The sequence below is a fragment of the Nostoc sp. FACHB-280 genome (assembly GCF_014697615.1).
Lineage (GTDB): Bacteria > Cyanobacteriota > Cyanobacteriia > Cyanobacteriales > Nostocaceae > Nostoc_B.
In genome coordinates, this window is sequence record NZ_JACJSD010000019.1 from 13,888 (window position 1) to 33,578 (window position 19,691).

Genomic DNA, 19,691 nt, shown 5'->3' on the forward strand with positions numbered 1-19,691 from the left:
CAGAATTTCTACACAAGCTATAAATCAAAATATAAGGTTTGATTCATATTTTGAGAGGTAACTATGCTCCACCATATTTCCATTTCTGTCAAAAATCCTCAGCACGTAGCTAATGTTATGGCAGAAATTATGCACGGTCGAGTAGCACCATTTTCACCTAATCCCGGTGGATATATGATGTTTGTGGGGGATGAATTTGGTACAGGAATTGAGTTTTATCCCTTGGGTAGTGAGATTATCCCTGATGTATGGCAAGGACAAGCTGGATTTCAGATGAATGAGCATCCGGCAAATTACACATCAGTTCATGCAGCAATTTCTGTTCCCCTCAACATAGAGGAAATTGAGCGCATTGGCGCACGGGAAGGTTGGCGAGTGCTTGCTTGTAGCCGTAATGGGGTTTTTGATGTGGTGGAATTTTGGATTGAAAATCGTTTGATGTTGGAACTCCTAACACCGGAGATGGCTGCTAGGTATCTCGATGTAACCAGTCCGCAACAATTAGAACAGAGGGCTAATTCAGTGGCGGGTGTAAAGGTGGGTGGATAAAGGGGATGAGGGAGACAAGGGAGATTGGTATTACGCTAAAAGATTGTAGCGACGAATATCTGGTGCAGTAGCTACTAAACCTTCGAGTTTAACTAATGCTGCTTGGAGATGAGGTGAGTTTAAATGAGTGTCTAAGGCTTCCGCAGAAGTCCACTCTTCAACAAAGGTGAAATCTGTTGGGTCTGATTGGTTTTGCAGAAGTTCGTAACTAATTACACCTGCTTCTTGTCTGGTAGGCTCGATTATACTGAGTAGTAAGGCTTTGAGTTCTTCGACTTTATCAGGTAAAGCAATCAGACGAGCAACAACACGCAGAGTTTGATTAGACATTTTGTACCTCAAGTTAATAGTTAATAGTCATTGTCTCTCTCAAGTCCCAGTTGTCTTACAGCTACCATGTAACGGAAAATGTAGTCTACCAACTCAATGGAGTTACGGGCTGTTTGCAAAGAAGATGCCCAGACTGTGATACCGTGGTCACGGATGAGTAAGGCGGGAATCTGAGGTGGGTTAACTGTAAAGTGATCGCTAATCTCCGCCACAATCTGGGAAACTTTTAGATGATTAGTAAAAATTGGTACTGTACAACTGGGTTTCTCTTCCCTCACTCCCAAGCCTTTAAGCATTTCTAATGGTGGTAGAGGTAAATTATCTCCCACTACAAAACGCGCCACTAAGTTGGACTCGATGGAATGGATGTGATAGCAGGCTTGGGCTTCAGGAAACAGGTGATAAATTAATTTGTGAATCTCTGTTTCCGCCGAAGGTTTGAAATGTGGTGCGGCTGTTTCTACTCTTCCATCTGGATAAACACGGGCAAAATCACTGTGCGAGAGTTCGCCTTTAGACACACCACTAGCAGTAATCCAAAAACTGCGATCGCTTAATAATACCGAAAGATTTCCGGCTGTGCCTACCATCCAACCTTGCTGGTAAAAGTGACGGGCTGTTGTTATCAATTCTGCACGAGGATCAATCACAGTTTCCACAATTGCTGTAGATACTCCTGAATATCCAAGAAAGTATTCCAGGGAATATAGGGTTTTTGATGTTGGTCTAAGTAATATGCTAGGCGATCGCGGGCAAATACAACAGAAGCTTGTAAACCCATATTCAAGTCTGTAAGCGAGTCACCTATGGCAATTGTCTCATCAGCGGGATACTTGGCCATGACTTGCACCTTGGCGACTAGTTCTGTACCGCCTTCATAATCAGAATTGACTTGGAAGTAAGCACCTGTAGTATCTATATCAACGGCGTGAATAGCTGTTACTCTTTGGGCTATCTCACCTAAAACTACTTCTACCATTCCCCGCAGTCCACCAGACACCACAACCAAAGGGACATTTTGGGAATCTAGAAAATCTAGCAGTTCAACAAATCCAGAACGTATGGATTGCGATCGCGTAAATTCTAAAATTTCTCCATACTCTGAAGATGGAATTGATTCTAAAATTTTTTTGACTCCCTCCCGCAGCGTTACCCTTTGGGCATACATTTCTGGTAAAAATTTTGCAGCCACTTCCGGCGCAAACTTTTTCAGTACCGCCACAAAGGTTTCCTCCACAGTGATTGTCCCATCAAAATCGCAAAAAACAATCCGCTTCACAGTTTCATCCTGTTAGATTAATTTGATTTTTCCGACAAAACTCTTTTCCCTCTGCCCCCTGCTCCCTGCTCCCTGCTCTGTGCCTACACAGTGATAATATATTTTTAATCGGAAGTCCCTTACCCTTGTTAAGCAACAGCTTGATGGGTGCGAATCTCTTTACCTGTATACTGCGGAACCCAGCCTGCTGTATCGATAAAATAACGCACAGCTTTGACTCGTCGCGCGGGGGTGAGATAAAACCAATGTTCGGTTCCGGCTGGTACGTTGATATATTCTTGTGGTTGTACTGTTAGTTCGACTTGGCTATCATCAGGACGCACGAAGCCAAACACTGCTTCGCCATCAATCACGTAGCGTACCTCATCATCAGCGTGGGTATGAATTTGGGAAAATTTTGCTAGAAATCCATCCAAGTCGGGAATTTCGGGATGCAACACAATTAAATCACGAGATTGATAACCTGCTATTTGTTGTAGCTTTTCAAAATAATGATCTAGAAATTCCAGTACTTGGGTTTTTTGGTCTTCGTTGAGGCTATCTTGGGTGAGTAGATGATGTAACTCTGAATTTTCTCCCACATCCCAGCGATTAAGTTGAATATTTAAAGGTGCAAGTTCTTGGGCAATGTGATTGATATCTGTGAGAATTTTGCCATCTTCTAATTTTAAAATCGCCATAGCTCATCCCATTTTGGATTTTAGAAATTTAACTAGTCAAATTTTTAGCAATTAAACTCAGTAAAAATACTAACCACTAACCTCTAGCCTCTTTCGCATCAACTTCGGCATTTAACCAATTAAGAAACCCAGTATTCACCGTTGTGGGTGAAATCTCTGCAACAAAGTTAGTGTAGCTTATGTGCTGGCGGATTAACTTTTCAATTTCTGCACCATAACCATCTTGAGTTTTCACTATCAGTACTACTTCTGGTTCTTCAGTAATTTCTCCTTCCCAGGTATAAGCACAGGTAATCGGAAACCAATTTACGCAAACGGCTAACTTGTGTTCGAGTAATGAGCGTCCAATTTGTCGCGCTTCATCTGTATTATTCAATGTGATGTAGTACAGCTTCATTGAACATCCCCATTAGATTTTTAGAACCTAGCAAAATATTTATCTCAATTAAATTTGAACTAAATGGGCAAATAAATCAACTACAGCAACATCTTCCGATTTTTTACGTCAGCTACCAAGACTGGCTATTAAACCTTTAATTTTATGTTTCAATCCTGTCTTCTATCTAAAGAAGTAACTTTCATCTATATTTTGAGAATCAAATTTACAGCTAAGAAACGCGTAGGTTTATGACTTATGACTGATTAATAAATATCAATGGTTCAGTAAAAAATATTAAGTAGTATCACCAAGAAAATATTAAGTTTTGTGTAGTAAGTTACAAAAATTCATAATACCCTATGTTATTTTCTAAAGTAAATCAAGCAAATATCAAGGTAAGAACTTGATATAAAAATTTGGCAATAATTAAGATTTTCTTAATTGCTCTGTATATGTATACTAATAGGATTGCTAAAATTTGTAATATATGTATTTAATTACGTTCGTGCAATATAACCACAATAAATTTATATAGTTTAAATTTATTACTCAAGATTAATACTTAAACAAGCATAAATTTAATTACAAATCAAGATATTAATAGGTGCTATTTTTAATAGTTTTGACAGCTAAATTAGACAATTAATTGCTCAAGAAAACTCGCCATGAATGCACTACCGATTACAAGGCTTGCTGTCCCAGACAGATTTTGGTACACAGGAGTGAGGAAAAAAGTCTTAATTGACTTTGGTAGCGATCGCCCAAAAATTATTCATCAAGTAGGGCAGAGTTCAGGTTTTGAAGCAACTGCCAGCTACACCGATCCACTAACAGGTAAACTGCGGTTATATAGTGATGGTCAATTAATTTTTAACGGACAAACTCATGAAATATTAGAGAACGGAGTTTGGGGTGCAAAAAGTTGGTCAGCAACGCAAGCAGTAGCAATTGTACCCGCGCCTGGTGGTCATCCTGACAGATTTTATATCTTTACCAATAATAATCAAGAGATATACTACTCGATTGCGGATTTATCTCAAGGTATCAATGGTTCAGTGCTTTTACTAAACCGCAAATTGACAGGCAGACAAGATAATCCTGGAGAAGCATTGGGTGTTGTACCCCATAGCGATGGCGAGGCTTTTTGGCTGATAATTTTTAATGGCAGAACAGAGGTGCGTGCCTACCTAGTAGATAAAAATGGCATCAATAGCAAATATGTAGCTTCACCAATTGATTTTCCCGAAAATCGGTTGAATCCCTTAGTTGGTAAAAAAGTTCATAAAGGTTCGATTATTTTCAGTCCCAATTGGCAAAAAGTTGCTTTGGGTGTGGCAGGGTTAGGAATTGCGATCGCCAAAGTTGACCGGACTACAGGTACAATTAGCCATAGTGATTTTCTCATTCGCGGTTCGGCTGGTTACTGTTGCGCCTTCTCGCCTGATAGTAAAAAGTTGTATTACGCTAAAGGTGATTGGGAGTTTGGACAGTGGAAGCACCAGACTTTAGAAGGTTGGAGCGCCACACCACATCAAATGGATTTAGTGACCGAGATAGAAACCGAAATTGATACCTTACCTATTGGCGATACAACTGGCTATTCCGGGCCGAGGTTAGCACCTGACGGCAAAATCTATTGGACAGGACAAGGCAAATCTTCTCTAGCTGTAGTTGAAAACCCCAACGCCCCAGGACACGCCCTGCGATTTAACCCTGATGGTTTACCCTTGGGAAATGGTGTGTCTGCTAGTTGGAATCTACCAACACAGACGTTTAGTTTTTGTAGAGGCTAGAGGCTAGGGAGTGGTTCGGCTACTTCGGCTGCGCTCAGTACAAGTACGCTCACCAACCGGGAGTAGGGAGTAGGGAGAGAATCTTTTACTCATAACTCAGCACTCACCTACATACGTCCCTAAAGCACGGGCGCTGTGTATCAAATAACTGCCGGGGTCTACGGATGATGGGCTTTTAGCGACTACATCAGCAATGGGGACAGGGACAACTTGCCCATTTCGCCAAGCTACCATCCGGTCGTATTTTTCTTGCGCGATTAAATCTACCGCAGCTTTGCCAAAGACTGTAGCTGTGAGTCTGTCTAAAGCAGAAGGAATTCCACCACGTTGAATATGTCCTAAAACTGAAACTCGTGTATCTACTTCATGGTTAGTACATTGAGCGATTTGGTCTGCAATATATTGCCCCATCCCACATTTTGATGATGGGGATTTGCTATTGAGTTCTAAACCGCAACTGTTACCAAAATCGGCTACGCAGGGGGAAATACCTTCCGCAACCACAACAATGGCAAATTTCCGCCGCCAAGTATTTCGCAGTTCGTCGAGATGTTGGCATAAACCGGGAATTGTGTAAGTTACTTCGGGGATTAATATGACATCTGCGCCACCGGCAATACCGGAATGTAAAGCTAAATGTCCGGCGCTGCGTCCCATCACTTCGACAATCATGACGCGATCGTGGCTGGCGGCAGTAAATGTGAGACGATTAAGAGCATCGACTATTGTATTCACAGCCGAATCAAATCCGATCGCTCGTTCTGTTAAAGCCACATCATTATCTATAGTTTTGGGAATTGTAATTAAATTCCAATTGCCCAGAATAGCTAGTTGATGGATGATGTTCATACTGCCATCACCACCAATGGCAATTAAGGCATCTAAATTTAATTCTGCATAACCAGCAATCATCTCTTTAGCACGGGCTAGGGTATCACCTTTATTGATTGTGCCGAGAATAGTACCGCCCATATTCAACAGGGGATCAATACCGCGCAAATCCCAACCGTGGACGCTAAGTGCGATCGCTTGTCGCTCTAATAAACCTTGTGTAGCATAAGGAATACCAACAACTTCCCAATCGTAGGTGAGTGTGGCATGACTCACAACTGCACGAATCACACAATTCAAACCCGGACAGTCGCCGCCACTAGTCAGAATACCAATACGTTTTTTCATAGTTATTTGTCATTGGTCATTGGTCATTTGTCCTTTGTTATTAGATGTCTCCCTTACATCTCTAAACTCTGGTTACTGAGCGCAGTCGTTCGCGGAGCGTCTCGCAGAGAAGTACACCCTCGTACCCTACTCCCGGCTTTAGCCATGATAATAAGATGGTTCATAAATCCGCCCCCATTCAGGTTTATAAGTCCGCAAGGCTTTCATATATTGGGCGCGTTCAAAGGCGCTGGGATTTGGGCAATTTTTCTGGCTCATGCTACCTTGCAACTGTCGGATTGATGTGTATTCGTGTTTTTCCATCCATTGGCGCATTTCTTCCTCGATGCAACGGATGTGATTAATACCTTGACGTAGCAGCACAGAACACAACATAGTAATATTTGCGCCCACCATCAGCATTTTTAAGACATCGTGAGCGTTATGAATCCCACTAGTTGCGGCTAAGTCAGCATTAATGCGATCGTAGAGAATAGCAATCCAACGCAGAGGTAAGCGGATATCTTGGGGAGTGCTTAACAATACGTTTGGTTCCACTTCCAAGGTTTCGAGGTTGATATCTGGTTGATAAAACCGATTGAACAATACCAAAGCATCAGCCCCAGCATAATCTAAACGCTGGGCGAAATTAGCCATGTTGGTAAAGTATGGACTCAGCTTGACTGCAACGGGAACATTCACCGAGGCTTTGACGTTCCGCACCATATTGACGTAACTTTCCTCGATATCTTCTCCTGGAAGTTCCGTGTCAGTTTGGACGTAGTAAGTATTTAATTCTAGTGCGGAAATACCTGCTTGTTCTAACAGCCTAGCGTAATCAGTCCAGCCATCTAAAGAAGAACCATTCAAACTGCCAATAATGGGGATATCGACTTTTTCCTGAGCTTTGTGAATTAGTTCTAAATATTCGTCTGGGCCGATGCGAAATCTTTCTGGTTCAGGAAAATAAGTGAGAGATTCAGCAAAACTTTCTGTGCCATAAGTTAAGTGATGGTGCAGTTCGTAGCTTTCTAAGATTAACTGTTCTTCAAACAGTGAGTGCATTACCACTGCACCAGCACCAGCATCTTCCATCCGTTGAATGTTATCAATATTTTCCGTCATGGGAGACGATGAGGGGACAAGGGGCGATCGCAGTTGCAACCCCATGTATGTTGTAGTTATGTCCATATTATCTAAGGGGTTAGGGGCTAGAGGCTAGGGAGTGGGGAGTGTTTTCAAACTATTAATTTTGCCTCCTAACTTTTTAGATCCCCCTAAATCCCCCTTTTTAAGGGGGACTTTAAGAGTTTCTTAGCCCCCCTTTTTAAGGGGGGTTGGGGGGATCACAGAGTTTGAAAACACGCCCTAGGGAGTGGGGAGTAAGAAGTAGGAAATTTCAGACTTCAAACTTCAGACTTTTTTGCTAAATATTGATATGTTTGCCATCGAGTATTGACATCGGCTTGGGCTTCTTGGAGTAACCGCTTGGCTGCTTCTGGGTTAATTTTGGTCAGCATTTTGAAGCGGTTTTCTAAATACATCGATTGTTCTATCGATAGTTTTGGTGTGCGGGAATCTAGTTGTAAGGGATTTTCGCCGAGGTTGCGGAGTTCGGGGTTATACCTATACAGTAGCCATCTACCTGAATCTACGGCGGCTTTTTGATTTTGCATACCTTGACTCAAATTGATGCCGTGGGCGATGCAATGACTGTAGGCGATAATCAACGAAGTGCCAGGATAAGCCTCAGCTTCTAAAAAGGCTTTGAGTGTATGTTCATCTCTCGCACCCATCGCCACACTCGCAACGTAGACGTTACCGTAAGTCATAGCGATTAAGCCTAAGTCTTTTTTGGGTGCAGGTTTTCCACCAGCCGCAAATTTGGCGACGGCGGCTTTCGGGGTGGATTTGGACATCTGCCCGCCTGTGTTGGAATATACCTCTGTGTCAAGCACTAAAATATTCACATTCCGACCACTGGCGAAGACGTGATCTAGTCCGCCAAAGCCGATATCATACGCCCAACCATCACCACCAATCATCCAAACGCTCTTTTTAACGAGGTAGTCAGCAATACTCAGCAGTTCCTTGGCTTTGGGATGATTAATAATTTCTAGCTTTTGTTTGAGGATAGCAATGAGATCGCGTTGTTCGCAAATATCGGCTTCATCTTTCTGCACAGCGTTGAGAATACTATTTGCTAGTTCTTCTCCTACCACTGGTGCAAGTAAAGTCAGTAATTCGGCGGCGAATTCGGCTTGTTTATCAAGGGAAATGCGAAAACCTAAACCAAATTCGGCGTTATCTTCAAATAGACTGTTAGACCAAGCCGGGCCTCGTCCTTCGGCGTTTTGTGTCCAAGGTGTGGTCGGTAAGTTACCGCCATAAATCGAAGAACAACCTGTGGCGTTGGCAACAATCATGCGATCGCCAAACAACTGTGTTGCTAATTTAATATAGGGAGTTTCCCCGCAACCACCGCAAGCACCAGAAAACTCAAATAGCGGTTCTTGCATTTGCTGTTGGTTGATATGATTTAGCTTCAAGTTGCGTCTATCAGGGTTGGGAAGATTCAAAAAGAACTCCCAATTTTGCCGTTCAGCTTCCCGCAATGGGGGTTGCGGTTCCATATTGATGGCTTTTTTGCGTGTTTCGGTTTTATTCTTCGCCGGACATACATCAACACAAATACCGCAACCTGTACAATCTTCTGCCGCTACTTGGATGGTATATTTCAAACCGTGCCAATCATGGTCTTTGGCATTGGTACTCTTAAAAGTTGGCGGTGCATTTTCGAGTTGTTGGGGTTCGTAAACCTTGCTGCGGATAACGCTATGGGGACATACCATTACACATTTGCCACACTGTACGCAGACATCCGTGTCCCATACAGGAATTTCTTGGGTAATGTTGCGTTTTTCCCATTTGGCTGTGCCGGTGGGGTAAGTTCCATCCACAGGTAAAGCACTCACAGGTAAATCATCGCCACATTTAGCAATCATTTTACCCAACACTTCCCGCACAAAAGCTGGTGCAGTATCGGGTACAGGTGGGCGCAGTTCAATGTGACTATCTACACCTTGGGGAACAGGGACTTCGTAGAGGTTCTCTAAGGTGCGGTCTACGGCGTTGAGGTTCATTTGGACAATTTCATTGCCCTTTTTGCCGTAGGATTTGATAATTGATTGCTTGATTTGGGCGATCGCTTCTTCCCGTGGTAGCACACCAGACAATGCAAAAAAGCATACTTGCATTACCGTATTTATTCTGCCGCCCATCCCTGCCTCGCGGGCAACTTTATAAGCATTAATTACATAAAATTTGAGTTGTTTTGTAATAATTTGTGTTTGGACTAATCTCGGTAATTTCTGCCAAACATCTTCTAAGCTATAAGGACTATTTAATAAGAAAGTTCCACCAGGGATAATATGCGTCAACATATCAAACTGTTCTAAAAATCCCCATTGGTGACAGGCGACAAAGTTGGCTTGGCTAATTAAATAAGTAGAGTGAATAGGTTGAGAACCGAAACGCAAATGCGAAACCGTCACCGAACCAGATTTTTTCGAGTCGTAGACAAAATAACCTTGGGCGTAATTATCAGTTTCCTCGCCAATAATTTTGATAGAGTTTTTATTTGCGCCCACAGTTCCATCGGAACCTAAACCATAGAAAATTGCCCGGACTATATTATCTGCTTCGATGTGAAATTCTGGGTCATAATCTAAGCTGGTATGGGTGACATCATCGTTAATCCCAATAGTGAAATGATTCTTTGGTGTAGTCTCTGCCAAATTATCAAACACAGCTTTAATCATTGCTGGGGTAAATTCTTTGGAAGATAAACCATATCTTCCGCCCACTACACCCTTACACCCCTGCACCCCTACACCCCAAACTTCATGCAAAGCTGTAACAACATCCAGATAAAGTGGTTCACCAGATGCGCCTGGTTCTTTGGTGCGGTCTAAAACTGCAATAGTGCGAGTAGTTGGGGGTAATGCAGCGATAAATCTTTGACTATCAAAGGGACGATACAGCCGCACTTTCACTACGCCGACTTTTTCACCACGGGCATTGAGATAATCTACGGTTTCTTGGACGGCTTCGCAACCAGAACCCATAATTACGATAATTCTTTCGGCGCTGGGGTCGCCATAATATTCAAATAATTGATATTGTCGCCCTGTCATTTGGGCGAACTCATCCATAATTTTTTGGGTGATTTCTGGGCAATTATTGTAATAAGAATTAACCGTTTCTCTAGCTTGAAAATAAACATCAGGGTTTTGGGCTGTACCCCGTAACACTGGTTTATCGGGAGTTAAGGCGCGAGAACGATGGGCAAATACTAATTCATTGGGGATGAAGGCGCGTAAATTTGCTTCAGCTAAAAGTTCTAATTTATCAACTTCGTGGGAAGTGCGGAAACCATCAAAGAAATGTAAAAAAGGCAGGCGAGATTCTAAACTTGCTCTTGTAGAAATTAAAGCAAAATCATGAGCTTCTTGCACAGAGGCGGCGCATAACATCGCAAAACCAGTCCCACGACAAGCCATGACATCGCTATGGTCGCCAAAAATAGATAGACCTTGGGCGGCGAGCGATCGCGCGGCAATATGAAATACTGTAGGTGTGAGTTCTCCCGCTATTTTGTACATATTCGGGATCATCAACAATAATCCCTGGGATGCGGTGAATGTGGTTGTTAAAGAACCTGTTTGTAAAGCACCATGTACAGCACCCGCTACGCCGCCTTCACTCTGCATCTGCACCACTGTTGGTACAGTTCCCCAAATATTTGGTTTACTTTCACTCGCCCAAGCATCCGCCCATTCAGCCATCGGTGATGAAGGCGTAATAGGATAAATGGCGATAACTTCATTCAGTTTATAAACAACTTGGGCAACAGCTTCGTTACCATCAATGGTTGCAAAGGTTCTGTTGTTCATTTTGCTCCGTTCCCCTGAGTTGAGAAAAGAAGCTAGGAACTAGAGAAAGTCATAGGTTTCTCATCAGTTGAGTGGCTTAAAAGTACTGCGTAAAAATACTAATCTCTAACCTATAGCTCCTAGCTTCTCTTTCTTCTAGACTTTGCTGTTTCTAAGTTGAAGTTAGAGTAAAAACTTGAGGAACTTGTGAGGAAAATATACAAGAATTGATTCATCGCTGAAGCCACACAAACTCAGTCATAAATAAGACTAAGTATTATGCTTGTTTAGCAACACCCTGTTATCCAGTTAGAGCAGAAATCCAATAGGTCTAAATATTCTGACTAATTTTACCTGATTGTAAACACTCAGGTGCTTCTTGGGAATACTAGCTTCATCAAGATAAATTATACCATGAGGTCAGTAGAGATGATGACTGCTACTCCTGTGATTCCTGGATATCAAATTAGCTCTCAACTTTACGCAGGTTCTAGAACTCAAGTTTATCGAGCTATCCGAGAGCCAGAAAATCTCCCAGTCGTCATTAAACTGCTGAACTCTGAATCTCCCAACTTCCAAGAATTACTGCAATTTCGCAACCAATATACCATTAGCAAAAATCTCAATATTCCTGGAATTATTCGTCCTTTATCGTTAGAGGCTTATGCTAATAGCTATATTTTGGTGATGGAAGATGTTGGAGAAATTTCTTTAAAAGAATACGTTGAAAATAATCCTTTATCACTGGTAGATTTTTTAGCGATCGCTATTCAATTAACTCATATTTTGCAAGATTTACACCAAAATCTTGTGATTCACAAAGATATTAAACCTGTAAATATCTTAATTCATCCCCAAACCAAAAAAGTTAGACTGATAGATTTTAGTATTGCTTCTTTATTACCCAAAGAAACTCAAGAAATTAAAAGTCCCAATATCTTAGAAGGAACACTTGCTTATATCTCGCCTGAACAAACAGGAAGAATGAATCGAGGAATAGATTATCGCAGTGATTTTTATTCTTTAGGTGTGACATTTTATGAGTTACTAACCGGAGAATTACCATTTATCTCTGCTGATCCAATGGAGTTGGTGCATTGTCATCTGGCGAAAATGCCAACAGCAATAGGGAACAATCAAGAAATCCCACAGATAATTTCAGATATTGTGCTGAAATTAATGGCGAAAAATGCCGAAGATAGATATCAAAGTACTTTGGGATTAAGATATGATTTGGAAACTTGTTTAGCTCAACTCCAAGATATAGGCGAAATTAAAAATTTTGCCATAGGAAAGCGGGATACTTGCGATCGCTTCTTGATTCCTGAAAAACTTTATGGGCGAGAATCTGAAGTCAGCATTCTATTGCAAGCTTTTGAACGCGTCACTCATGGTAGTTCCGAAATGATGCTGGTGGCTGGTTTTTCGGGAATTGGTAAAACTGCGGTAGTTAATGAAGTCCACAAACCAATTACTCGTCAGCAAGGATATTTTATTAAAGGTAAATTTGACCAATTTAACCGGAACATTCCCCTATCAGCATTTGTGCAAGCATTCAGGGATTTAATGGGACAGTTGTTGTCAGAAAATGAAGCGCAACTGCAAACTTGGAAAACTAAGATTTTGGCAGCTTTAGGTGATAATGGTCAAGTGTTAATTGAGGTAATTCCTGAACTAAAATTAATTATTGGTGAACAACCTGCTGTACCAGAACTGTTAGGAAATGCTGCACAAAATCGGTTTAATTTACTGTTCTCCAAATTTATTGCTGTCTTTACAAGCAAAGCACATCCGTTAGTCATTTTTCTTGATGATTTACAGTGGTCAGATTCCGCTTCTCTACAGTTGATTAACCTGCTGATGCAGGATAACAGTTATTTACTTTTATTGGGGGCTTATCGAGACAATGAAGTTTCGCCTACACATCCATTTATGTTGATGGTAGAGGAACTGAATAAAGCCCAAAAGACTGTAAATACAATTATCCTTGCGCCACTTGCTTTCAGTAATGTGAATCAGTTAGTTGCCGATACATTACATTGTACAACCGAGCGATCGCACCCTCTGACAGAATTAATTACTCGCAAAACCCAAGGAAATCCATTTTTTATCACCCAGTTTCTCAAAGCATTACACGAAGCTGGCAAGATTACATTTAATCGTCAACAAGGCTATTGGGAATGTGATATTTCCCACATCAATACCTTATCTTTAACTGATGATGTCGTAGAATTTATGGCGACTCGGTTACAGAAATTGCCTCGTGAAACCCAAGAAGTACTAAAGTTAGCAGCTTGTATTGGTAACTCTTTTGATTTAACAACTTTAGCGATTATTTATGAACAATCACCAGCCAATACAGCAGCAGCTTTATGGAAAGCCTTACAAGAAGGCTTGATTCTACCAAATAGCCAAATGTACAAATTTTATTTAAACTCTGATGCTATAGAAGAAAATATTAGCAACATCGAAAATGTTGTCTACCGCTTTCTACATGATCGTGTCCAACAAGCTGCTTACTCTCTAATTCCTGAAGCACAAAAACAAGTTACTCACCTCAACATTGGTAAATTACTCAAAAGAAATTTACCAGCATCAGAGTTAGAAAACCGGATATTTGATATTGTTAATCAGTTAAATATCGGGATTGCATTAATTCAAGATATTAACCAAAAAGAAGAATTAGCACAGTTAAATCTGCAAGCTGGAAATAAAGCGAAAGCTGCTACAGCTTACGCCGCATCTGTGAGTTATTTAAACACGGGTGTTGCACTCCTAAATCCAGATAGTTGGCAAAGTCAGTATGAGTTGACTTGGAAATTGTATGAGTCTTTAGCAGAGTCGGAATATTTAAATACTAATTTTGCTAAATCAAAATATTTAATTGACCAAACCCTATTATCAGCTCGTCACTTGTTAGACAAAATCAAGGTCTATGAAATTCAAATTCAATCATACACAGCCCAAAGCCAACTTCTAGATGCAATAGATGTAGGTAGAGAAGCTTTGAACTTACTGGGTATAGATTTTCCAGAACAATGTGATGTTGAAACTATGAATCAGCAACATCAACACCTCAAAAATATTTTAGGCGATCGCCTGATAGAAACCCTAGCTGATTTACCACTGCTAAATGAACAATATCAATCAGCAGCAATGCGAATTCTTGCGGGTTTATTTGCATCGGTATATTTAGCCAAACCAGAATTGTTACCTTTAAAAATATTCACAATGGTGAAAATTTGCATTCAATATGGTAACTCTCCTCAAGCTGCGATCGCCTATAGTCTTTATGGCTTATTTTTATGCGCTACAGGCGAAATAGCACGCGGCTATCAATTTGGTCAACTCGCAACTATTGTTTTAGAGAAGTTACAAGCCAAAGAATTAACCAGTAAAGTTAATCTCACTTTTGGGTTATTTATTAAACATTGGCAAGATTCTATTCGTTCTGTACTCCCAGTATTTTTATCTGGTCTAACTAGTGGGTTAGAACATGGCGATTTAGAATATGTTGGTTATTGTGCTAATAGCTATTGCCAATTCTTATTTTGGACAGGAGAAAATCTTGAAATTGCTGAAGCTGAAGCAGATAAATACTGCCAACTAGTTCAAGAAATTAAACAAGAAGCCTCTGTAATTTGGTTAACCACATGGCAACAAACAGTCAATAATCTGCGGGGGAAAGCGGAAAATCCGACAATGCTCATTGGTTCTAGCTTTGATGAACTTGTAACTCTCCCATCTTTAATTCAAAGTTGTAATGTATGTGGAATTTGCTATGTTTATTTAGCCAAACTCTTACTGCTGTATTTATTTAATGAACCTAAACGTGCAGAAGAGTATGCGAATAAATTTGAAGAATATGAGCAAGGTGTAGCAGGATTATTGGTTCTGCCTTTGAAGAATTTCTATCAATCTTTGAGTTTACTATCATTATATTCCAGTCCCAATGCAGAGATTAAAACTGCTGATTTTGATAAGGTTGTCAATAATCAACAGTTACTGAAAATATGGGCGGAACATGCTCCGATAAATTACCTGCATAAGTTTCATTTAGTAGAAGCAGAAATTCATCGAGTATTAGGAAAACACTATGAAGCAATAGAATACTACGATCGCGCCATTTCTCAGGCTCAAGCTCATGGTTACATTCAAGAAGAAGCCTTAGCCAACGAACTGACAGCCAAATTTTACCTGAACTGGGGTAAAGTAACATTAGCTCAAGTCTATATGGAACAAGCGTATCACTGCTATGCTCTTTGGGGTGCAGAAGCCAAAATCACCCATTTAGAACAACAATATCCACAATTACTCACAGCTATTCTCCAACCCACAAAACAACTCATTACCTCTGAAGTCAGCACTACTCAAAATGTCAAGCCGAATGTCTCTAGTGACAGAAATAGTCAAGATTTGTGGTTAGATTTACCCGCAGTAATGAAAGCTGCACAAGCTATCTCTCAAGAAATTGAATTAGAAAAGCTTTTGGCAACTTTAATGCAGATTGCCATAGCTAATGCCGGCGCACAAATTGGTTATTTATTTCTGCTGCAAAACGAACAATTATTAGTAGTAGCAAAAGCCAATACTGAGCAAGTAAAAACTTTAGAAATCCCTTTAGAAGAATACCAAAATATTCCCCAAAGTTTGATTTATCAAGTAGCACGCACGCAACAAACTGCTGTATTTGAAAATTTGAGTGATGCTCTACAATTTGCCAAAGATAACTATATTATAACTCATCAGCCCAAATCAGTTCTTTGTACTCCTATTAGCCGCCAAGGAAAACTTATTGGGATTTTATACTTGGAAAATAACTTAGCTGTTGGAGCTTTTACAAGCGATCGCATTGAAATTTTACAACTGCTTACCAGCCAAGCGGCAATTTCAGTAGAAAATGCTCGTTTATATCAACAAACAGAAAACTATGCTCATACCCTAGAAGTAGAAGTAGAGCGTAAAACTCAAGCTCTGAAGCAAAAAGCTGAAGATTTAGAACAAACTTTAAAACAATTACAACAAACTCAAGCCCAATTAATTCATAGTGAAAAAATGTCATCTCTTGGTCAAATGGTAGCTGGAATTGCTCATGAAATTAACAATCCAGTTACCTTTATTCAGGGTAATCTTAATCATACAGAAAATTACATTCTAGATATGATGCGGTTGCTGAAACTTTATCAGCAAGAATATCCCCAACCCAATTCAGTAATTCAAGCTTTGACAGAGGAAATTGAACTTGATTTTTTGTTGGCGGATGCCCATCAAACCTTAGAATCTATGAAAGTTGGTAGCGATCGCATCCATCAAATTGTTTTGAGTTTACGTAACTTCTCACGGTTAGATGAAGCAGAAATTAAGGCTGTAGACTTACACAGTGGCATTGAAAGCACATTATTACTTGTGCAGCATCGCTTACAAAAATCGGAGAATCACCCCGAAATACAGGTAATTAAGAACTATGGCAATCTACCTTTAGTAACTTGCTATCCTAGCCAATTAAATCAAGTCTTTTTGAACATTATTAATAATGCGATTGATGCAATTCGAGATCATCTCCAAAGCAGCGAACAACCCCAAATTCGTATTTTTACTGAAGTAATTGAAAATGAAAAGTTAAGAATTGCGATCGCCAATACCCATAGTTTTATACCGGAGAGTCTCTACAACCGAATTTTTGAACCCTTTTTTACAACCAAACCCGTGGGACAAGGGAAAGGTTTGGGATTATCTGTGAGTTATTCAATCATTCAACAACATAACGGTACTTTAACTGTGCGTTCTCTGCCAAAAACAGAAACAGAGTTTGAAATTATTCTGCCTATTACTTAAATTCCGCAAAATTCCCATCATTCCATATCAAGTCTGTTCTGTATTTTGGGAATAATTTAAACACCTTTAACTATATTGCCAACTGTTCATATTTTGTCCAGTTGTCATGTTTTGCCAGACGCAACCTCACACAGCCATACTATATAAACACAACTTGTAGAACTCGGCTCATGAAAAGTATCAGCTCACTTTCTCTTAGCAAAAAGTCTCCCGTCATTCTTGTAGCTGATGATGATCCCGTCATCCGAATGACGTTGCGGCGAATTATGGAACATGAAGGCTATCAAGTGGTTGAAGTTGCTAATGGTAAGCAATGTTTAGATGCTTATGAAACTGTGAAGCCAGATATCATTTTGCTAGATGCTGTCATGCCCGTAATGGATGGGTTCACCTGTTGTCAGGAATTATTGCAAATTAACAGAGATAATTTAAAATCAGCAATGACAAAGTTTAATTCAGAGTTGGAAATACATGAACTCTTGATTTCTAAACTTTGGAAACATACGCCAATAGTAATGATTACGAATTTAGATGACGAAGATTCTATCAATCGTGCTTTTGATGTAGGTGCAATCAACTTTATTACTAAACCAATTCAACTAACAGTCTTACGTCGGCAGTTGCGTCAATTACTCAAACAAGCACAAGTTTATAAACAATTAGAGGCAGCCAATAAAGCTTTGCAAGAACTAGCAAACGAAGATAGTTTAACTGGACTGGCTAATCGTCGTCGCTTTGATGATTATATCAATACTCAGTGGATTAATTTAGCCCAGCAAGAATCGCCTTTATCGCTAATTCTTTGTGACATTGACTTTTTTAAATTATATAACGATCAATATGGTCATCCGATGGGAGACGTTTGTTTAAAAAAAGTAGGTCATGCCTTAAATTCGACAGTTCAAAAATATCAAGATTTAGTTGCACGTTATGGCGGAGAAGAATTTGCCGTTATTATGCCCAATACCCATGCAGCGGGTGCTGTTCATATTGCCCATTTAATCCAATCAGAAGTCAGAGACTTAAGAATTAATCATGATGGGTCTTTGGTTAGTCAGTACGTGACTTTAAGTTTAGGAGTAGCAACTGTAATTCCGACTTGGGATGCTTCACCTCTAGATTTAATTATGGATGCAGACAAGGCACTTTACCAAGCAAAAGAAGCTGGACGTAATCGCATTTTTTCAAATGTGAAGATGGTAGTCTAAAATTTCAATGCTCACGATGCTCATTTGTCTATGTAATTAAAGAACAAAGCCACATACCAAAAAACTTTCCACCCCATCCCCTGCAAGATATTGCACAATAAATGTAGTTCGTTGTGGTGACTACCAACAAATGCCAACTACACTTGCTGACGCGCAAAATTTAGTTTCTGACCTCATCTCCCGCTACTCATCCCGTGTAGATTATTTGATGATTCGCCTAGAGGAAGCAGAAGGGACTGATATCTTGTTGCGTGGCGACAAGGTAGAAACCCTCAGTGAAGGTATTTCTATTGGTGGACATATTCGCGCTTGTTATAAAGGTGGCTGGGGTTTAAGCAGTTTTAACCAGCTTTCTACTATTAAAGAACGAATTGAAGAAGCGATCGCAGCTGCTCGTATGGTCGGTGATGAAGAAACTCTACTAGCACCCATTGACCCAGTGCAAGCAGTCTGTCAATTACCTCTAACGGGTACAGATCCACGTAAAATTAGCTTATCGCAGAAAAAACAATTGTGCGATCGCTACACTCAACTATTAAAAAGTGTTGACCCTCAAATTACTACAACCTCAGTTCGCTACGGTGATAGCGCCCAAAGAATAATCATTGCTACCTCAGAAGGTACACTAATTGACCAATCTTGGGTAGATATGGAAATGCGTTTCGCCGCCACCGCCAGAAACGGCGAAACAGTCCAGACAGGAAGAGAAACTACAGGTTCTCGCAAAGCCTACGAAGATTTAATAAATTTAGATGAACAAGTAAAAAGTGCAGCTCAAAGAGCAGTTGCAGCTTTATCTCTCCCACCAGTTAAAGGTAATACCTACACCGTAGTTATTGACCCCATCCTCACAGGTTTATTTGTTCATGAAGCCTTTGGTCATCTTTCTGAAGCTGATATGGCTTACGAAAATCCCGACTTACTCGAAGTTATGACCATCGGGCGGCGGTTTGGGCCAGAAGAACTACAAATTTTTGATGGTGCAGCCCCAACCGGACATCGTGGTAGTTATTTTTATGATGATGAAGGTACACCCGCCACAACCACCCAACTTATCCAAGATGGGGTATTAGTTGGAAGGTTGCACTCACGAGAAACCGCAGGCAAATTAGACGAAGCACCCACTGGTAACGCACGTTGTCTCAATTATCACTTCAGCCCCATTGTGCGGATGACCAATACCTGGATAGAACCAGGAAAAACCCCAGTCGCCGATTTATTTACCGATATCAAAGAAGGAGTCTACGCCCGTAACTGGCTTGGTGGAATGACTAATGGTGAAATGTTCACCTTTAGCGCCGGGGAAGCATGGATGATTAGAAATGGCAAAATTGCTGAACCTGTTAGGGATGTCACACTTTCAGGTAATGTTTTCCAAACCCTGGCCGATATTGAAGCAATTGGCGATGACTTCTACTGGGATGAGTCTGGTGGCTGCGGTAAAGGAGGACAAAACGGTTTACCTGTAGGTTGTGGTGGCCCCAGCCTCCGCATTAAAGATGTCGTTGTAGGTGGAGAAGCTTAGTTAAATTAGTAGTTAGTAATT

At 40.6% G+C, this 19,691-nt stretch carries 13 protein-coding genes; 5 read left to right on the forward strand and 8 right to left on the reverse strand.

Annotation, left to right across the window (positions count from 1 at the left end; all coding sequences use genetic code 11):
• The first annotated feature begins 63 nt into the window (after positions 1-63).
• Positions 64-549, forward strand: a complete 486-nt coding sequence (locus tag H6G75_RS15495; protein ID WP_190980925.1) for a hypothetical protein — start codon at positions 64-66, stop codon at positions 547-549.
• A gap of 30 nt (positions 550-579) precedes the next feature.
• On the opposite strand, the gene H6G75_RS15500 is transcribed toward H6G75_RS15495, so the two are convergent.
• The 5 genes from H6G75_RS15500 to cutA form a co-directional block, all read right to left on the reverse strand.
• Positions 580-879, reverse strand: a complete 300-nt coding sequence (locus tag H6G75_RS15500; RefSeq protein ID WP_190980926.1) for a putative quinol monooxygenase — start codon at positions 877-879, stop codon at positions 580-582.
• 20 nt (positions 880-899) lie between these two features.
• Positions 900-1,538, reverse strand: a complete 639-nt coding sequence (gene mtnB / locus H6G75_RS15505) for a methylthioribulose 1-phosphate dehydratase (RefSeq protein WP_190980927.1) — start codon at positions 1,536-1,538, stop codon at positions 900-902.
• Positions 1,526-2,158: an HAD-IB family phosphatase gene (locus tag H6G75_RS15510; RefSeq protein ID WP_190980928.1), complete on the reverse strand. Its 633-nt coding sequence runs from the start codon at positions 2,156-2,158 to the stop codon at positions 1,526-1,528. The genes mtnB and H6G75_RS15510 overlap by 13 nt, the downstream gene beginning before the upstream one ends.
• Before the next feature lie 128 nt (positions 2,159-2,286).
• Complete coding sequence (locus H6G75_RS15515; RefSeq protein WP_190980929.1) at positions 2,287-2,838, reverse strand: acireductone dioxygenase; 552 nt, start codon at positions 2,836-2,838, stop codon at positions 2,287-2,289.
• A 76-nt stretch (positions 2,839-2,914) separates the two neighbouring features.
• Positions 2,915-3,235, reverse strand: a complete 321-nt coding sequence (gene cutA, locus H6G75_RS15520) for a divalent-cation tolerance protein CutA (RefSeq protein ID WP_190980930.1) — start codon at positions 3,233-3,235, stop codon at positions 2,915-2,917.
• A 647-nt stretch (positions 3,236-3,882) separates the two neighbouring features.
• On the opposite strand from cutA, the gene H6G75_RS15525 reads away from it, so the two are divergent.
• Complete coding sequence (locus H6G75_RS15525; RefSeq protein ID WP_190980931.1) at positions 3,883-5,010, forward strand: hypothetical protein; 1,128 nt, start codon at positions 3,883-3,885, stop codon at positions 5,008-5,010.
• A gap of 96 nt (positions 5,011-5,106) precedes the next feature.
• Here H6G75_RS15525 and H6G75_RS15530 read toward each other — a convergent pair whose 3' ends face one another.
• From H6G75_RS15530 to nifJ, 3 genes are all read right to left on the reverse strand, one after another.
• Positions 5,107-6,189 (reverse strand): ATP-dependent 6-phosphofructokinase, encoded by a 1,083-nt coding sequence (locus H6G75_RS15530; protein ID WP_190980932.1) that lies wholly within the window; start codon positions 6,187-6,189, stop codon positions 5,107-5,109.
• Between the two features lie 138 nt (positions 6,190-6,327).
• Positions 6,328-7,359, reverse strand: coding sequence for a dihydroorotate dehydrogenase-like protein (locus tag H6G75_RS15535; RefSeq protein WP_190980933.1), 1,032 nt, complete (start codon positions 7,357-7,359; stop codon positions 6,328-6,330).
• A gap of 215 nt (positions 7,360-7,574) precedes the next feature.
• On the reverse strand, positions 7,575-11,123 hold the full coding sequence (nifJ, locus tag H6G75_RS15540; RefSeq protein WP_190980934.1) for a pyruvate:ferredoxin (flavodoxin) oxidoreductase: 3,549 nt from the start codon (positions 11,121-11,123) through the stop codon (positions 7,575-7,577).
• Positions 11,124-11,531: 408 nt separating this feature from the next.
• On the opposite strand from nifJ, the gene H6G75_RS15545 reads away from it, so the two are divergent.
• The 3 genes from H6G75_RS15545 (at position 11,532) to H6G75_RS15555 (ending at position 19,670) form a co-directional block, all read left to right on the forward strand.
• On the forward strand, positions 11,532-16,937 hold the full coding sequence (locus tag H6G75_RS15545; protein WP_242051545.1) for an ATP-binding sensor histidine kinase: 5,406 nt from the start codon (positions 11,532-11,534) through the stop codon (positions 16,935-16,937).
• Between the two features lie 170 nt (positions 16,938-17,107).
• Entirely contained in the window at positions 17,108-18,145 is a 1,038-nt protein-coding gene (locus tag H6G75_RS15550) for a PleD family two-component system response regulator (RefSeq protein ID WP_190980936.1), read from the forward strand.
• Between the two features lie 130 nt (positions 18,146-18,275).
• Positions 18,276-19,670 carry a TldD/PmbA family protein gene (locus H6G75_RS15555; RefSeq protein ID WP_190980937.1) on the forward strand — a complete coding sequence of 465 codons (1,395 nt, stop codon included), beginning with the start codon at positions 18,276-18,278 and terminating at the stop codon, positions 19,668-19,670.
• The last annotated feature ends 21 nt before the right edge of the window (positions 19,671-19,691 follow it).

Coding starts and splice junctions, on each gene's coding strand:
- H6G75_RS15530 (WP_190980932.1), bottom strand. CDS start 6,189: ATGAAAAAACGTATTGGTATTCTGACTAGTGGCGGCGACTGTCCGGGT.
- cutA (WP_190980930.1), bottom strand. CDS start 3,235: ATGAAGCTGTACTACATCACATTGAATAATACAGATGAAGCGCGACAA.
- nifJ (WP_190980934.1), bottom strand. CDS start 11,123: ATGAACAACAGAACCTTTGCAACCATTGATGGTAACGAAGCTGTTGCC.
- H6G75_RS15550 (WP_190980936.1), top strand. CDS start 17,108: ATGAAAAGTATCAGCTCACTTTCTCTTAGCAAAAAGTCTCCCGTCATT.
- H6G75_RS15555 (WP_190980937.1), top strand. CDS start 18,276: ATGCCAACTACACTTGCTGACGCGCAAAATTTAGTTTCTGACCTCATC.
- H6G75_RS15535 (WP_190980933.1), bottom strand. CDS start 7,359: ATGGACATAACTACAACATACATGGGGTTGCAACTGCGATCGCCCCTT.
- H6G75_RS15545 (WP_242051545.1), top strand. CDS start 11,532: ATGATGACTGCTACTCCTGTGATTCCTGGATATCAAATTAGCTCTCAA.
- H6G75_RS15515 (WP_190980929.1), bottom strand. CDS start 2,838: ATGGCGATTTTAAAATTAGAAGATGGCAAAATTCTCACAGATATCAAT.
- H6G75_RS15525 (WP_190980931.1), top strand. CDS start 3,883: ATGAATGCACTACCGATTACAAGGCTTGCTGTCCCAGACAGATTTTGG.
- H6G75_RS15495 (WP_190980925.1), top strand. CDS start 64: ATGCTCCACCATATTTCCATTTCTGTCAAAAATCCTCAGCACGTAGCT.
- H6G75_RS15500 (WP_190980926.1), bottom strand. CDS start 879: ATGTCTAATCAAACTCTGCGTGTTGTTGCTCGTCTGATTGCTTTACCT.